At 38.9% G+C, this 13,928-nt stretch carries 18 protein-coding genes; 12 read left to right on the top strand and 6 right to left on the bottom strand.

What is annotated here, in order from left to right:
* The 6 genes from AC1DUW_RS12620 to AC1DUW_RS12595 form a co-directional block, all read left to right on the top strand.
* Positions 1–768 (top strand): DUF72 domain-containing protein (locus AC1DUW_RS12620; protein WP_477642672.1); only part of this gene is annotated, 768 nt, incomplete at its 5' end.
* 87 nt (positions 769–855) lie between these two features.
* Positions 856–1,683, top strand: coding sequence for a sulfite exporter TauE/SafE family protein (locus AC1DUW_RS12615; RefSeq protein WP_477642671.1), 828 nt, complete (start codon positions 856–858; stop codon positions 1,681–1,683).
* Between the two features lie 13 nt (positions 1,684–1,696).
* Positions 1,697–3,082, top strand: a complete 1,386-nt coding sequence (locus tag AC1DUW_RS12610; RefSeq protein WP_053348693.1) for a bifunctional metallophosphatase/5'-nucleotidase — start codon at positions 1,697–1,699, stop codon at positions 3,080–3,082.
* Positions 3,083–3,152: 70 nt separating this feature from the next.
* Entirely contained in the window at positions 3,153–3,446 is a 294-nt protein-coding gene (locus AC1DUW_RS12605) for a YunC family protein (RefSeq protein WP_207196218.1), read from the top strand.
* A gap of 178 nt (positions 3,447–3,624) precedes the next feature.
* Complete coding sequence (locus AC1DUW_RS12600; protein WP_477642670.1) at positions 3,625–3,885, top strand: hypothetical protein; 261 nt, start codon at positions 3,625–3,627, stop codon at positions 3,883–3,885.
* A gap of 2 nt (positions 3,886–3,887) precedes the next feature.
* Positions 3,888–4,721: an HD-GYP domain-containing protein gene (locus AC1DUW_RS12595; RefSeq protein WP_477642669.1), complete on the top strand. Its 834-nt coding sequence runs from the start codon at positions 3,888–3,890 to the stop codon at positions 4,719–4,721.
* 24 nt (positions 4,722–4,745) lie between these two features.
* On the opposite strand, the gene yunB is transcribed toward AC1DUW_RS12595, so the two are convergent.
* Positions 4,746–5,498 carry a sporulation protein YunB gene (gene yunB / locus AC1DUW_RS12590; protein WP_053348696.1) on the bottom strand — a complete coding sequence of 251 codons (753 nt, stop codon included), beginning with the start codon at positions 5,496–5,498 and terminating at the stop codon, positions 4,746–4,748.
* Between the two features lie 87 nt (positions 5,499–5,585).
* On the bottom strand, positions 5,586–6,575 hold the full coding sequence (locus AC1DUW_RS12585) for a M23 family metallopeptidase (protein WP_053348697.1): 990 nt from the start codon (positions 6,573–6,575) through the stop codon (positions 5,586–5,588).
* Between the two features lie 189 nt (positions 6,576–6,764).
* Here AC1DUW_RS12585 and lipA point away from each other — a divergent pair, with 189 nt between their 5' ends.
* Positions 6,765–7,679, top strand: a complete 915-nt coding sequence (lipA, locus tag AC1DUW_RS12580) for a lipoyl synthase (protein WP_477642668.1) — start codon at positions 6,765–6,767, stop codon at positions 7,677–7,679.
* A 68-nt stretch (positions 7,680–7,747) separates the two neighbouring features.
* Here lipA and AC1DUW_RS12575 read toward each other — a convergent pair whose 3' ends face one another.
* Positions 7,748–8,326, bottom strand: coding sequence for a YhcN/YlaJ family sporulation lipoprotein (locus AC1DUW_RS12575; RefSeq protein ID WP_477642667.1), 579 nt, complete (start codon positions 8,324–8,326; stop codon positions 7,748–7,750).
* A gap of 199 nt (positions 8,327–8,525) precedes the next feature.
* Between AC1DUW_RS12575 and AC1DUW_RS12570 the strand changes: the two genes are divergently transcribed.
* Positions 8,526–8,801: a YutD family protein gene (locus tag AC1DUW_RS12570; protein ID WP_053348700.1), complete on the top strand. Its 276-nt coding sequence runs from the start codon at positions 8,526–8,528 to the stop codon at positions 8,799–8,801.
* Positions 8,802–8,832: 31 nt separating this feature from the next.
* Here the strand turns inward: AC1DUW_RS12570 and AC1DUW_RS12565 are convergent, their stop codons facing one another.
* On the bottom strand, positions 8,833–9,126 hold the full coding sequence (locus tag AC1DUW_RS12565; protein ID WP_053348701.1) for a hypothetical protein: 294 nt from the start codon (positions 9,124–9,126) through the stop codon (positions 8,833–8,835).
* A gap of 66 nt (positions 9,127–9,192) precedes the next feature.
* On the bottom strand, positions 9,193–9,459 hold the full coding sequence (locus AC1DUW_RS12560; protein WP_053348702.1) for a DUF3055 domain-containing protein: 267 nt from the start codon (positions 9,457–9,459) through the stop codon (positions 9,193–9,195).
* Positions 9,460–9,783: 324 nt separating this feature from the next.
* On the opposite strand from AC1DUW_RS12560, the gene AC1DUW_RS12555 reads away from it, so the two are divergent.
* Positions 9,784–10,221: a DUF86 domain-containing protein gene (locus AC1DUW_RS12555; RefSeq protein WP_053348703.1), complete on the top strand. Its 438-nt coding sequence runs from the start codon at positions 9,784–9,786 to the stop codon at positions 10,219–10,221.
* A gap of 25 nt (positions 10,222–10,246) precedes the next feature.
* Positions 10,247–11,014 carry a TIGR01457 family HAD-type hydrolase gene (locus AC1DUW_RS12550; RefSeq protein WP_053348704.1) on the top strand — a complete coding sequence of 256 codons (768 nt, stop codon included), beginning with the start codon at positions 10,247–10,249 and terminating at the stop codon, positions 11,012–11,014.
* Positions 11,015–11,162: 148 nt separating this feature from the next.
* Here the strand turns inward: AC1DUW_RS12550 and AC1DUW_RS12545 are convergent, their stop codons facing one another.
* Entirely contained in the window at positions 11,163–11,660 is a 498-nt protein-coding gene (locus AC1DUW_RS12545) for a phosphatidylglycerophosphatase A family protein (protein WP_053348705.1), read from the bottom strand.
* Positions 11,661–11,860: 200 nt separating this feature from the next.
* Here AC1DUW_RS12545 and yutH point away from each other — a divergent pair, with 200 nt between their 5' ends.
* Both yutH and AC1DUW_RS12535 read left to right on the top strand, forming a co-directional pair.
* Positions 11,861–12,862: a spore coat putative kinase YutH gene (gene yutH, locus AC1DUW_RS12540; protein WP_053348706.1), complete on the top strand. Its 1,002-nt coding sequence runs from the start codon at positions 11,861–11,863 to the stop codon at positions 12,860–12,862.
* Positions 12,863–12,979: 117 nt separating this feature from the next.
* A complete protein-coding gene (locus tag AC1DUW_RS12535) occupies positions 12,980–13,894 on the top strand; it encodes a L,D-transpeptidase family protein (RefSeq protein WP_236695041.1) in 915 nt (304 codons plus the stop codon).
* The last annotated feature ends 34 nt before the right edge of the window (positions 13,895–13,928 follow it).

Here is a 13,928-nt window from a genome sequence, read left to right as displayed (position 1 = left end):
GAGTATGGGGCTCATTTTCCTGTAGTGGAGGTGGACGCTTCGTTTTATGCGGTCCAGCCTAAGAGGAACAGCGAAAAGTGGGTATCCGAGACACCGGTTCCTTTTCAATTTGTTGTAAAAGCCTATCAAGGGATGACAGGGCATCAGCGTGGAGAAATTCCTTTTGAAAATAAAAAAGAAATGTTTAAAGCTTTCCGTGACTCTCTTGAAGCCTATCAAAAAGCCGGCAAGCTAGCAATGGTGCTGTTTCAATTTCCACCATGGTTTGATTGTAAGCGGGAGAATGTAAACTATTTACGGTGGTGCAAAGCAGAGATGGGGGATACTCCAGTAGCTATTGAGTTCCGGAATCAAAGCTGGTACAGACCCAACATGTATCAGCAAACCCTGGACTTTATCCAAAAGGAAGGTTGGATTCATACTGTATGTGATGAGCCGCAGGCAGGAGAAGGGTCCATTCCTATTGTGCTCGAGTCTATACATCCAGATAAAACCTTAGTTCGCCTTCATGGCCGCAATATCCATGGTTGGCAAAAGCCTTCTTCAGGGGATAATTGGCGGGAAGTTCGTTATTTATACCGATACAATCATCAGGAATTGACCGAATGGGTGGAGAAAATCAGGAAATTAGAAAAACAGAGTAAGGATATATATGTCCTTTTCAATAATAACTCAGGCGGAGATGCCGCAGATAATGCCAAGCAGATGATTGAGATGCTTGGTATAGAATATGAAGGGCTAGCCCCTAAGCAGCTTGGTTTGTTTTAAGCGTCATTATATAATTAATAAATTAGCTGATGTGACAAACTAGTAAGGGATCGCGAGGCCCACAAACAGATAAAGGCGGATTTCTTCATGGTATGGTTAGTATTAGTGGGTATTGGGTTATTAGCAGGCTCAATCGGCGCTCTCATTGGCCTGGGTGGCGGCATAATCATAGTACCTTCCCTTTTGTTTCTAGGTACATCGACAGATATTATCGATGAACTAACACCTCAAGTCGCCGTCGGTGTTTCAACTGTTATTATGATTTTTACCGGGTTATCTTCTACTTTATCCTATATGAAGCATAAAGTAGTCGATTATAAGGCTGGCTTAATTTTCTTTATAGGCAGTGCTCCTGGAGGAATAATTGGAGCCTATGTTAATAAAAACCTTGATGTGGAAGCCTTTTCGTTGTACTTTGGAATCTTCATGGTATTAATGGCTTTGGTTTTATTAGTAAAAGGCCGCCTGAAGCCTATGGTATTCAAACCTGGAACAGGGAAGGTCGTAAAAACGTATAAAAATAAAAATGGACAAGTATCTTCTTATGGATATTACCCTCTGGTAGCGATATTAATTGCTTTCGTCGTTGGATTCAGTTCCGGTTTATTTGGGATTGGCGGAGGTTCCTTAATGGTTCCAGTAATGATACTGATGTTCTTCTTCCCGCCGCATATGGCTGTAGCGACGTCGATGTTCATGGTGTTTCTGTCTTCCATTACTAATTCGATTGCACATATTTCGCTTGGTAATGTAAATTGGCCATATGCTTTTGCCCTTATTCCCGGAGCCTGGTTTGGCGCAAAATTGGGTGCATTTATTAATACACGCTTAAAAAGTACATCGCTCGAAAATATGTTGAAAATTGTGCTGATAATCATTGGTCTACGTCTTATATACCAAGGTATTACAGGATAACGAGGAGGAAAAAATGTCAGAAATCATTCATATATATCACACCAATGATCTTCATAGTCATTTTGAAAACTGGCCTCGTATTGATAAGTTTCTTAAAGAAAGAAGACAACTTCATCAAGAAACGGGAGAAGAAGCGATCATACTAGATATAGGAGATCATGTTGATCGCTGGCACCCATATACAGAAGGTACTTTAGGGAAAGGGAATATTGAACTGCTGAATGAAGCGGGTTATCAATATGTAACAATCGGCAATAATGAAGGAATCACTTTGCCGCATGAAGCGTTAGACTCCTTATATGAGAATGCAAAGTTCCAAGTGCTGGCAGCCAATATCTATAACCAGAATAATGAAAGACCGGAATGGGCGCTGCCTTATTGGATACATACGACGGCAAAAGGTACAAAGATTGCCATGATAGGATTGACTGCTTATTTTCAAAAGTTTTATTCAGCTATGGGTTGGGAACTAACCGAACCATTTGCGGAATTAAAGACACAGCTACATAAGATTAAAGGTGAAGCAGATGCAATCATCATACTTTCCCACCTAGGCATTCATGATGACGAAAGAATGGCAGAGGACTTTCCCGAGATTGATGTCATTCTTGGTGCACATACCCATCACATACTTCATCAAGGCAAATTAGTCAATAATACGCTTCTTTGTGGTGCTGGGAAATATGGCTTTTTTATTGGACAGGTAGAAATGTCCGTCAATGAAGAAATGAAAGTCTGTAAAAAGAGGGCTATGCTCTATGATACAAACGATCTTCCAGAATTAGAGAATGAACGATCTTGGATTGAAGAGATGTACCAGGCCGGAGGAGAGACTCTTCAACAAGTCGCAGTAAACTTACCCGAGTCTTTGGAAAATGAATGGTTTAAAGTTAGTCCGCTTACTGAAATCCTTGGGGAGGCTTTAAGGGAGTGGAGTGAGGCAGATTGTACCTTTTTGAATGCAGGCCTGCTACTTGATGGTTTGTTAAAGGGACCTGTCACAAAAGGGGATATTCACCGAATCTGTCCACACCCGATTAATCCATGCATCGTTGAGGTTAACGGTAATGAATTAAAGGAAATCTTAATGCAATCGAGAAATGAGGAGTGGCCTCATATTCAGGTAAAGGGGTTCGGTTTCCGTGGGAAAATCATGGGAGTCATGCATTATGATCAAATAGAATTTAAAGAAGTTACAAAAGGAATAGTAAAAGAGATTCTTATAAATGGGGAAAAGCTTCAGCCTCATAAGTCCTATAAACTTGCGATACCGGATATGTTCACGTTTGGGCACTTCTTTCCAAGTATCCAGCGCTCTAATCGAAAAGATTACTTATTGCCGGAATTTTTACGGGATATCCTATTATGGAAGTTGAAAAAAGTATATCCGAATGAATAGGCTATAAACACGGTTTCTCCCTTTTTTTCATAAAGTATGGGGAAGAAAGGGGCGAAACCAATTGATTAACATGATGCCAATAATACTTGAAAATCATACATTCCTAGCTATTTCTGTCCAACTGCCCAAAACCAATTTGCTTGCTGTCGCGTCCGAAAAAGGGTATATAATGTGCGGTGCTCTAGATATCGGACTACTAAATGATAAATTGAAAAATCGTAAGATCCTTGCAGGAAGGGCAACCGGTGTTAAGTCGATTGAAGAGCTTTTAGATGCACCACTTGAATCGGTTACATGGGAGGCCGCGGAAAAGGGCATTCATCCAGGGATGATTGGAAAAAAGGCATTAATGAAAATGATTTAATCAGGAGGGCTTTCCTTTATCTAGAGGGAGCCTTGTTTTTAATTCAACTAGATAAATCAATATTTTTTTACAAATATGTACAATAACGGATTGATTTTTCTAGATATTGTACGATAATCCTTATAAAGGAATATGAACGTGGATTTACAAATCTTGAATGGGGAAACGGAGTATAATTATGAGGCTATCTATTACAGAGTCTCTCACCCCAGGAGCCAAGCTCGGAAAAAGCATCTATAATGAGCGGGGTAATATCCTATTGGCTGAGGGCCTAACATTAACGCAGAACATGATTAATCGACTGGTTTTCCTTAATATTCCCTTTGTCTACATTCAAGACTCAAGGACGGATGACATTATTCCTGCGCCTACAATCGCTGGGGGATTAAGGCGAGACGCTATTCAAACGATAGAAAGCACTTTTCTGGGCTTGAAATAAATATGAAGCTGGATGGTTCGTTTACGATAGAGAAGGCCAACGTTAAGTTCACTCAAATAGTAAGAAACATCATGGAAGAGTTGAACAGGAATAAAGAGTTACTGACTTTATTGGCTGATGTTTATACATATGATGATTATATTTTTACTCATTCCTTTAATGTGACCTTATATACACTGGCAATTGGGATGGAATTGAACATAAATAAAAAGAATCTAGAAGCTCTTGGGCTTGGAGCGATCTTGCATGATGTCGGGAAAATACTTGTCCCTGTGGATACTTTACGAAAAACCGGTAAGTTAACAGAAGATGAGTTTGAGCAAATCAAGAAGCACGCCGATTATGGGTTCCAACTTATAAAAAATGTACACACTGTATCACTCCTAGTTGCGAATTGTGCTTATCAGCATCACGAAAGATTAGATGGATCTGGTTATCCCCGTGGTATCAAAGGGGATGAAATCCATTATTTCGGTAAGATTATTGCCGTGGCTGATGTGTTTGATGCCGTTACGTCTAACCGGGTTTACCGCAAGGCTATGATGCCGCATGAGGGCTTGGAAATTCTTTATGCCGGAGCAGGAAGGAAGTTTGACAATACGATCATTGAGGCTTTCCGCCGGGCGGTTGCTATATACCCAAATGGACTATTTATTGAATTGAATGATGGGAGAAAAGGGGTCGTGACTGCTCAAAATGAGGGAATAGGAGACCGTCCCATGATACGAATCATTGAGGAAAATGGTGAACAGATAGTAGAGCCCTATGAAGTGAATTTGAAGAAAAACCTGCACTTGCTGATTAGGAAATGCCTAAACATACAAGAAACAGCCTAACCTGTTACTGGTTAAGCTGTTTTTTTATTCCTTGCTATCCTTCATAATGGCCGGAGGGACTGAGCCGCTTCCGTTGCTGTAATAACTAGGTACGTCACCATTAATCAGTATATCTCCAACCTTTACTTCCTGACTCACCTTAGTTTCCTCAGATAGTGAGGGGATGACAATTTGAATATTGACATTAAAATCAACGGTTAATTCATAATAAATGTTATTGATACCAGCGTTGGTCAGTTTGGTCTTTAAATCTGATTCAACGTTTCCAATGACAGACATTTTCACAGGAATCTCAGGTCCGTAATTTGAAAGAAGGTTATTTCCGGTAACTACACCAAGAGGTATATAGTACACAACGCTTTTATATTGTTCATCATTGAGTTTCGCTTTGCCGGTTTCAGTAAAAGGGTTTCCTTTTTTGATTCCTAGTTTATTTTGAATATCTTTAGTAATGTTGGATCTCAATTCACTATAAATCGTTGGATTGAAGCTGTAAGAAGAAGGGGCCCCCTCACCGCCTTTGCTGGTAGTGATCATTTCTTTCATATCAACCTTTGATATATTCTCATCAACAGCTTCATGAATCGTTTCTGTAGCAATACGCGTGATTTCTTTTTCAGCCACGCTCATGATAACGGGTTCGATTGCTTTATCAACATACCAGAGTGTAGAGATGCTCGATATGATAAAAAGGATAAAAGAATAGAGAAATACTTTTCGGGTAGGAAGAGGTCCCTTTTTTCGGAATTTTTTTGGGCGAAATCTTTTTCGGAACACGCTTTAGCCCCCTTTACTAATACTTATGCATAAAGTTCAGGGGTTTATGTTCGTTTCAAAAAAAAGCAGCGGGAAATTTCCCGCTGCTCACTTTTGCTTTTTCGCTAAATCTTTCCTTTCCCACATCTTTAAATAAGGGTAGGGGTCGAAGCTCCACTCTGTTATTCCGTTGTCTTTGTACATTCCGTAATGAAGATGTGGGGGGAATTTACCGGATGTACCTGGAGGACCATAACCCGTACTGCCGACACCACCGATTATTTGGCCAGGCTCAACGATTTGGCCGACTTTTAATCCATCAGAAAAACCACTTAAATGGGCAAAGTAATGATACGTATTATTTAAATCACGAATACCAATTCGCCAGCCTCCGAATTTATTCCAGCCTTTCATTTCAACAATTCCATAACTAGTTGACCGTACAGGAAGGCTATAGTCTGCAAAAATATCAGTTCCCTCATGGATTCTCCTGCCGCCCCACCCACGAGCACTTCCCCATGTATTTAAATACGTATAATGAGTCCTTACTGGAACAGGGAAAGCTTTCTCCTGCAAATCCAGCCGGTCATATTTTTTATAAATCATGGAGTTGCCGATAATTATGCTAACTGTTTTATCTCGTTTATAATAATTCCAGAGGCCGATCCGGATATTATCTTCGTCAGTTCCGTAATTAAGAAGATACTTTGCAAAGGCATATAAACGATCGGTATCATTGGTAATATCAGCTTTCCCGTCACCATTCCCATCTTGACCTAATCCATCAAAAAATGTGATTGTAAGCGGATTTACATCATTTAAGTTGGGATTAAGAGCCCCTCTCCACTTAGAAGGTTCAATATTAATCCCTATTAAGCCCTTTGCCGGCTCTAGGTCCCTGCGGGCAAGTCTCAGGCTATGCTCATATTGATCAGCTGCTGCTAGATAATACCAAGGAATTTGGAGAGTTGTTTCCATGTTTTTATAAAGCTCCATTCTCCCTGGATAAGGATCAGGGGTGTCAGCAGCATTTGCAACTAGGCTTTGAGTATTCAAAAAACACAAACAAGCTAGGGTAAAAAGGAATACTTTTTTCAACGGGGCAGGCTCCTTTCATATTGCTATCCGTATTTATAAAGACATCAGTTTGTCTATCTTTTATAAGTTTTACTGATTTAGCTTTAAACATGAAAAATAAATGATGGGAAACTCACTATAACTTGTCTAAATGTATTATTATTGTTAAAGTAGGGTGTGTTAATTTCTATAGAATGGAGTGACATTTTCATGTCTGCTACAAATAAAGAAATTCTTCGTAAACCAGATTGGTTAAAAATAAAGCTTAATACCAATGAGAATTACATTGGTTTAAAAAATATGATGCGKGARAAAAAKCTGCATACTGTTTGTGAAGAAGCAARATGTCCKAATATTCATGAATGCTGGGCAGTTAGACGAACTGCCACATTTATGATTTTAGGTGAGATCTGTACAAGAGCGTGCCGCTTTTGTGCTGTTACAACTGGACGTCCAAACGAATTAGATTGGGCTGAACCTGAACGCGTTGCAGATTCCGTTGTATTGATGAATTTAAAACATGTTGTAATTACGGCTGTTGCCCGTGATGATTTAAAGGATGGTGGCGCTGAAGTTTTCGCTGAAACGGTTCGTGCTATCCGACGCAAAAATCCATTTACATCGATTGAGGTATTACCATCAGATATGGGCGGAGTGTATGATAATATCAAGATATTGATGGATGCTAAACCTGACATTCTAAACCATAATATAGAGACAGTCAGAAGCCTTTCCGACCGAGTGCGGGCGCAAGCTAAATATGAACGTTCTTTGGAGCTTTTAAGAAGAGCCAAGGAGATGTATCCTGAGATCCCAACGAAGTCGAGTTTAATGGTCGGCTTAGGTGAAACGAGGGAGGAAATCCTTGAAACAATGGATGACCTAAGGGCGAATAATGTGGATATCATGACGATCGGCCAGTATCTACAACCGACTAAAAAACATTTAAAGGTGTTGAAATACTACACACCAGAAGAGTTCAATGAATTGAAAGAGAGGGCACTGGAAAAAGGCTTCAGTCATTGTGAATCCGGTCCGCTTGTCCGTTCTTCTTATCATGCAGATGAACAGGTTAATGCCGCAGCAAAACATAAGCAAATTAAAGGTGAAGAATTATTGAAATAGAAAGAAATAAGGACCGAAAATATTCGGTCCTTTCATTTTATTCATTTCTTAATCAGTAAATAAGATAATTAAAAATTGTCCGTTTTTTGTTGGATGTTATCATGATGATCACTTTTATCGTTAACCATTTCACCGTTCTCGTTTTCCACATCACTCATTTTGTGTCCTTGAGGTGACTTTAGCATGCGTTTAATGGTCTCTTCGATAGTATAGTCGACACCTTTGCTGTCGGACTGCAGTGTTGCGAAGTTTTCGACATTTTGGGCAAGTGTTGGATCATCACTGACATAAACATGATAGTAGCGGGGGACGATAGACATTGCCGTACGCTTCACTTGATCCGCGGTGTCGGTTCGATTCTTGGTATTTGTATCATATACGACAAGAACTTCCTCATCAGTTACGAGGGTAGCGGCATCATTGACATTTGGAAGCTGAACGCTTAGTGTTGAAATAATATCAGCCAATTGTTCACGGTCAACGGTAGCTGTTTTATTAGAAATGTTACGGCCCTTAATGGTCGTTTTATTGGTGCGGGTAAAACCAAAATCATCACTTTTGTTGTCATGATTACGATAATCCTCGTCATAATATTGAGTTGGATTATTTACATTTGTAGGATTATCGGCATTATTGTTGGGACCCATACCTTGATCTTTATCTTTATTAGTAGCACAGCCGGTTAGTGCAATAATTGAACTTAAACCTACTGCTATTATTGTTTTTTTCATTAAAAAACACCCCCTGTAACCTTAGGATGAACATATTTCTCTAATTTTCGCTTAGTAATTGATGGGGAATCAGTTATAATTTAAAGAAGGAATGTATTTTTGAGAGGTGAAATGAATGATTAACATCAATAACCTGACCTATGAAATAATCGAAGACGAAAGAGAAGGTTATAACGAAGAAGCGTTTAAAGCCAGATACAGTGAGATTTTAACGAAGTATGATTTTATCGTAGGGGATTGGGGTTACGGTCAATTGAGACTGCGCGGATTTTTTGATGATTCTAATCAGAAAGCAACCTTCGATACAAAAATAAGTACGCTCAGCGAATATTTATATGAGTACTGCAATTTTGGCTGTCCATATTTTGTTGTGAAAAAAATAAAGAAATAAAAAAGGCCAGAATGCATTCTGGCCTTTAACTTTAAGAGCTTCCATATCCTTCATAAGGAGGCTGTTCAGGCTTTTCCGGATCATCATGTGTAGGATGAGCACCAGGATATTTACGCGGTAAGTCTTCGTGCAATGATTTATTTTCAAAATTAAAGGCACTTTGAGATCGTTGTCCTTCCTGCCATGGTGTACTTTTATTCTCGACAGGGGCATCTTGTGCTATTGTGGATCCAAAAGGTCCTTCGGGAAATTCTTCAGGAAGTAAAAAATCCCGCTGCTTTTCAACATTGGAGAAATCGTGGTATGTTTCCTCTTCTTTTTCCAAGGTAAACCCTCCTCATGTAATCGTACATTCAGTAGGTTTTCCCGTTAAAGAAAAAAACTTTAGCATTTAGACGATTTCCATTAAAAAGTGACTTAGTTCCTCTGCTTCTGCTTCTGTTAACTGAAAGGCATGTTCAAGATAGCCTTCCTCTTCTAAATCATCCGGTCCAATAATTGCGAAACGGTTACTCTGCATGTTTAATACAAGCTTCTTGCCATAAAAGCGGTCGGTAGTCGTAATGGCCAAATCAAATCTTGATTCCTCACCCATAAAACTAATAAACCGGGTTTTGGAGTCAACCACGTCATTGTATAAATAAAAACGTTCTTCCACATTATCATTCCCTTCATATCTGCATTTTGGTAGTTCCATCATAACAAAGTGACTGCAATAGGGGAACAGACATTTTTGGAGTCCTATGGAGGTACTACTTTTTTAGAGAGAGTATTTAGTATGAAATTTCTGATGAAATGACCAAATTACATGATTGCCAAAGAGAATGGGTCAGTAGTTGTAGCCCAAGGAATTGAGAGTATTGGAGAAGCTATGGTATTATCAAGGTATAAGGTTGATTTGGTACTGGGCTATTACTAGGCTAGACCTTCAACTGTAGATAAAATTCATGTGTCATCTTAGATCAGAAAGGATCTGGAAAGAATGTACTTTGTAGACCGACAAAAAATTGAACAGATTTTAGGATTTCTTGAAAAACAGCTTGGGCTTTTTGAAGGGCAAGATAATTGGGATGGAGACCTTTCAGAGCTTATCGTCGAAAGGCTCATACAAACTTCCATCGATTCTGTGTTGGATGTAGGGAATGCAGTAATTGATGGTTTTATTATGCGTGATCCAGGCAGTTACGAAGATATTATTGATATCCTTCATGATGAAAAAGTCATTTCCGAAGTTATCGCCATACAATTTAAAAAGGTGCTGCCGCTAAGAAAAATGCTAGTTCAGGATTTCATTGAAGTAAACCATCAAGAACTACTTTCCGTATTCGAGGAAAACATAGATGCATTTAAACAATTCCCTGATTTGGTAAGAAACTATTTAACAAACGAATTGGGCCCTGTTTCAGCTTTTAAAAATTAGTTTGGTTGGGTAAGGGGGGATTCAAATGAAATCGTACAAAGGATATTTAATTGATTTAGATGGCACGATGTACCGTGGAACCGAACAAATTGCAGAAGCAGCAGGTTTTATTAATGAACTAAGAAAAAGAGATATCCCTTATTTATTCGTAACCAATAACTCTTCCCGGACTCCGGCACAGGTAGCGGATAAATTAAGAAGCCTTGGTATTTCAACTGAAGATGACCAGGTATTCACGACAAGTATGGCTACAGCGAATTACATTGCTGAACAAAAAGAAGATGCATCTGTTTATGTAGTTGGTGAAGAAGGCATTATCGAGGCTCTTAAGGAAAAGGGAATGAATCTTGTTGATGAATCTCCTGACTTTCTTGTGATGGGCATCGACCGTGGCGTTAATTATGAAAAACTGTCAAAAGCCTGCCTTGCAGTGAGAAATGGCGCCGTTTTCATTTCAACTAATGGTGATATTGCCATCCCTACTGAACGGGGTCTTTTACCGGGAAATGGCGCGTTGACGTCCGTTGTCTCTGTTTCTACTCAGGTACAGCCGATATTCATTGGAAAACCTGAATCCGTCATAGTAGAGCAGGCGCTAAGAGTATTGGGTGTACCAAAAGAAGAAACAATCATGGTCGGCGACAATTATGATACGGATATTTTGGCTGGCCTTAATGCAGGTATCGATACATTACTTGTACATACAGGTGTAACAACAAAAGAACACTTAGAGCAATATGAGAAGCAGCCTACATATGTGGTGGACACGCTCGACCTATGGCACTTCGAATAAAAAAATCCAGGCCTGCGAAAGCAGCCCTGGATTTTTTTTATGGAACTGGAATTTAGATGTATCATAAAATTTCAGCATATATTCAAAATTAAGGGGGAATTTGTGAAGATGGAAAAATTCATCTCCGATTTTTTAAAGGTGGTGTCCACTATTCAACATTTTTAGTTCGATGGGCAAGCCGGCTTGATGCGGCAGCAGCAATAGCACCGACGATATCGTCTAAAAAGGTATGGACCTTACCTGTGCTTTTATCGTTTAAATATTTCAAGATACCGGGTTTTTGCTTGTCGATAAATCCATAATTCGTAAAACCGATAGATCCATACACATTTACAATCGACAAGGCTAATATCTCATCGACTCCATATAGTCCTTCATCTATTTCAATGATGCTTTGTAGAGGCTCTTCAAGCAACTTTTTCTCAGCTAAAATATCCAACTGTATGCCGGTTAAGATAGCATTTTGGACCTCGCGTTTAGAGAGTACCCGTTCGACATTGTGAAGGCAATCAGACATTTGAAGATTTTCATGGTAGCTTTTTTGCAGATACATGACAAGCTCTGCAATATCCTCTAGTTTCACTCCCCGTTCACTTAGCCATCTTCGAGCCGTTTGTTCAGATATTGATTGTTCAATATTAGCCATGGTCTTCACCCATTTCTCTATATTTTAAGGGATAGTTCTAACGCTAGTAGTACTGTAGTAAAAATGAAAATCCTGAAACATGCTTTTATTTCGTAATAAGGTTTCGATAATCATTCAGAAAACGGGTTATTCCACATATATATAAGTATATAATGTCCAAATATTTCTATTTTTATCCATTTGATGAAAGGGGCAATTTTATGATAGAAGAAATCATTTTTAATAATTACGGTATACAAGTAGAGCGAGAGGAAGCCAATAGCCGGTTTCCTAGCTTTCGTTCTGGAAATATGTTTTACAGCATTGTTCCAATAGAAAATGTGGAACAGGAGGAATTAGTGGAACGTCATAAAATGTCTCAGCATCTGATTTCACAGGGAGATCGTCATGTTTCAGCCTTTGTCCTTGCAAATCATGGCAGTTATGTTTCGGAAGCGGATGAGCAATTATTTATTCTCCTTGCTAATGAGGCATTGGAAGGTCCGAAAAATTTCAACCCGGGCCGGCGTTTAGCCAGATTTCATCAGCGTGGGAGAGATATTAATGAAACGATTCGAACATGTTCAAGAATTGGTAAATGGAAAGAGCTCTGGGAACAAAGGATTGATCAATTAGAAATGATCTGGAAGGATAAGCTGAACGCCCATCCGGATAACCAGTTTGAAAAATTATTTGTAGAAACCTTTCCCTATTATATGGTATTAGGTGAAAATGCGATTCAATATTTAGTCGACACGGAAATTGATGATACCCCACAACTTGTCGACAGTGGAACGGTATGCTATGAACGATTTTTACATGATACCTGGAAAATCAATAATTGGATGAAAAATCCGTTTGATTGGGTATTCGACCATGGAACAAGGGATGTGGCAGAATGGGTGAGGGAACACTATTTTCAAAACAAACATACTTATCAGCGAGGCATTGCGCATTTTTTTCATGAATATCAGAATGTAGAGCAGTTCTCGAGTTTCTCTGCTCGGTTGTTATATTCGAGAATGCTGTTTCCGATTCATTATTTTGAAACAGTCGAAGAGTATTTTTCCAAAACAACGGAATCAAGATCCAATGAACTGGAAGATAAGATATCTTCAATTACGAAATCATCCCAACAATATGAGTCTTTCCTCAAACATTTTTATGAATTGGCGGAAGTCCCGGTCAAGCAATATAATTTGCCTCAAATTGACTGGATTTAGATAAAAACTGGAAAGAAATATGATTCATCCTTGCTTACTATGTTATGATAAAAACAAGATTTTTTAGAATAGTTTGATATTTATTTACTTTACTTCAAGATGAGGAAGGATGAATCCATGAAAAGAATTATGATGGCTACCCTTTTATTTCTACTAGTCTTCCAAGCATCGATACCTGCCAAGGCTGAAACGAAAACAAGTTGTGAAGCAGCGCAATTCAAGATTGTCATTAAGAGCACAACTGATTTGAAAGAAAAGGCGTCGGCTGGCAGTAAAACCTTAAAAACATATAAGAAAAATAAAGAGTTATCAGTCAGTGGGAGAACTGGAAACTGGTATAAGGTTTGCTATTCAAAAAAGACCGCATATATCAGTATGACAGATGCCAAAGAGGTATTCAGTTCCAGTGAAAAAGCCATTCTGAAGAAATTTGATACGAGAAAGAATGTTAACCAAGTTGTAGCTGTCACAGGAAAATCTATGAGTGATACGAAGGTGACAATTCAAACATATGAGAAGAAAAAAGGCGAATGGCGACGCGCGTTAAAGAAGATGGGGGGCGTCATTGGGAAGAACGGCTTTACTAAGAGTAAAAAAGAGGGCGACGGAAAATCACCTATTGGAATATATTCATTTGGTACGGCTTTTGGAAGTGAAACGAAGCCGGCAAATTTGAAAATGAAATATAAGAAAACAACCAAAAATGATTACTGGATTGATGATCAGACCTCGAAGGATTATAACAAGTGGAAGACTTACACGGGAAATCCTGCTGATAAATGGAAGTCTTTTGAAAGGATGAACCATGAACTCTATAAATATGGAGCGGTCATCAATTATAATATGAATCCCATCAAAAAAGGAAAAGGCAGTGCAATCTTTCTTCATATATGGAGAGGAGAAACTAAGCCGACAGCGGGATGTACGGCTACTGCTGAAAAGAATGTATTAAGTTTGTTGAAATGGATGGATCCCGAGCAAAACCCACATATAATTATGGGGACGAATGAATCCTTGAAATCCGTTAAGTAATATCCATCAATATGGTTCTCCCATAAAAAATGGG

The organism is Peribacillus sp. P4_C12 (genome assembly GCF_056402095.1).
Note: the sequence above shows the minus strand (reverse complement) of the source record. Positions and strands in the feature narration are given on the sequence as shown.

Coding starts and splice junctions, on each gene's coding strand:
- AC1DUW_RS12615 (WP_477642671.1), top strand. CDS start 856: ATGGTATGGTTAGTATTAGTGGGTATTGGGTTATTAGCAGGCTCAATC.
- AC1DUW_RS12570 (WP_053348700.1), top strand. CDS start 8,526: ATGATTAACATCAATAACCTGACCTATGAAATAATCGAAGACGAAAGA.
- AC1DUW_RS12555 (WP_053348703.1), top strand. CDS start 9,784: ATGTACTTTGTAGACCGACAAAAAATTGAACAGATTTTAGGATTTCTT.
- AC1DUW_RS12605 (WP_207196218.1), top strand. CDS start 3,153: ATGATGCCAATAATACTTGAAAATCATACATTCCTAGCTATTTCTGTC.
- AC1DUW_RS12610 (WP_053348693.1), top strand. CDS start 1,697: ATGTCAGAAATCATTCATATATATCACACCAATGATCTTCATAGTCAT.
- AC1DUW_RS12600 (WP_477642670.1), top strand. CDS start 3,625: ATGAGGCTATCTATTACAGAGTCTCTCACCCCAGGAGCCAAGCTCGGA.
- yutH (WP_053348706.1), top strand. CDS start 11,861: ATGATAGAAGAAATCATTTTTAATAATTACGGTATACAAGTAGAGCGA.
- AC1DUW_RS12575 (WP_477642667.1), bottom strand. CDS start 8,326: ATGGGTCCCAACAATAATGCCGATAATCCTACAAATGTAAATAATCCA.
- AC1DUW_RS12545 (WP_053348705.1), bottom strand. CDS start 11,660: ATGGCTAATATTGAACAATCAATATCTGAACAAACGGCTCGAAGATGG.
- AC1DUW_RS12535 (WP_236695041.1), top strand. CDS start 12,980: ATGAAAAGAATTATGATGGCTACCCTTTTATTTCTACTAGTCTTCCAA.
- AC1DUW_RS12595 (WP_477642669.1), top strand. CDS start 3,888: ATGAAGCTGGATGGTTCGTTTACGATAGAGAAGGCCAACGTTAAGTTC.
- AC1DUW_RS12550 (WP_053348704.1), top strand. CDS start 10,247: ATGAAATCGTACAAAGGATATTTAATTGATTTAGATGGCACGATGTAC.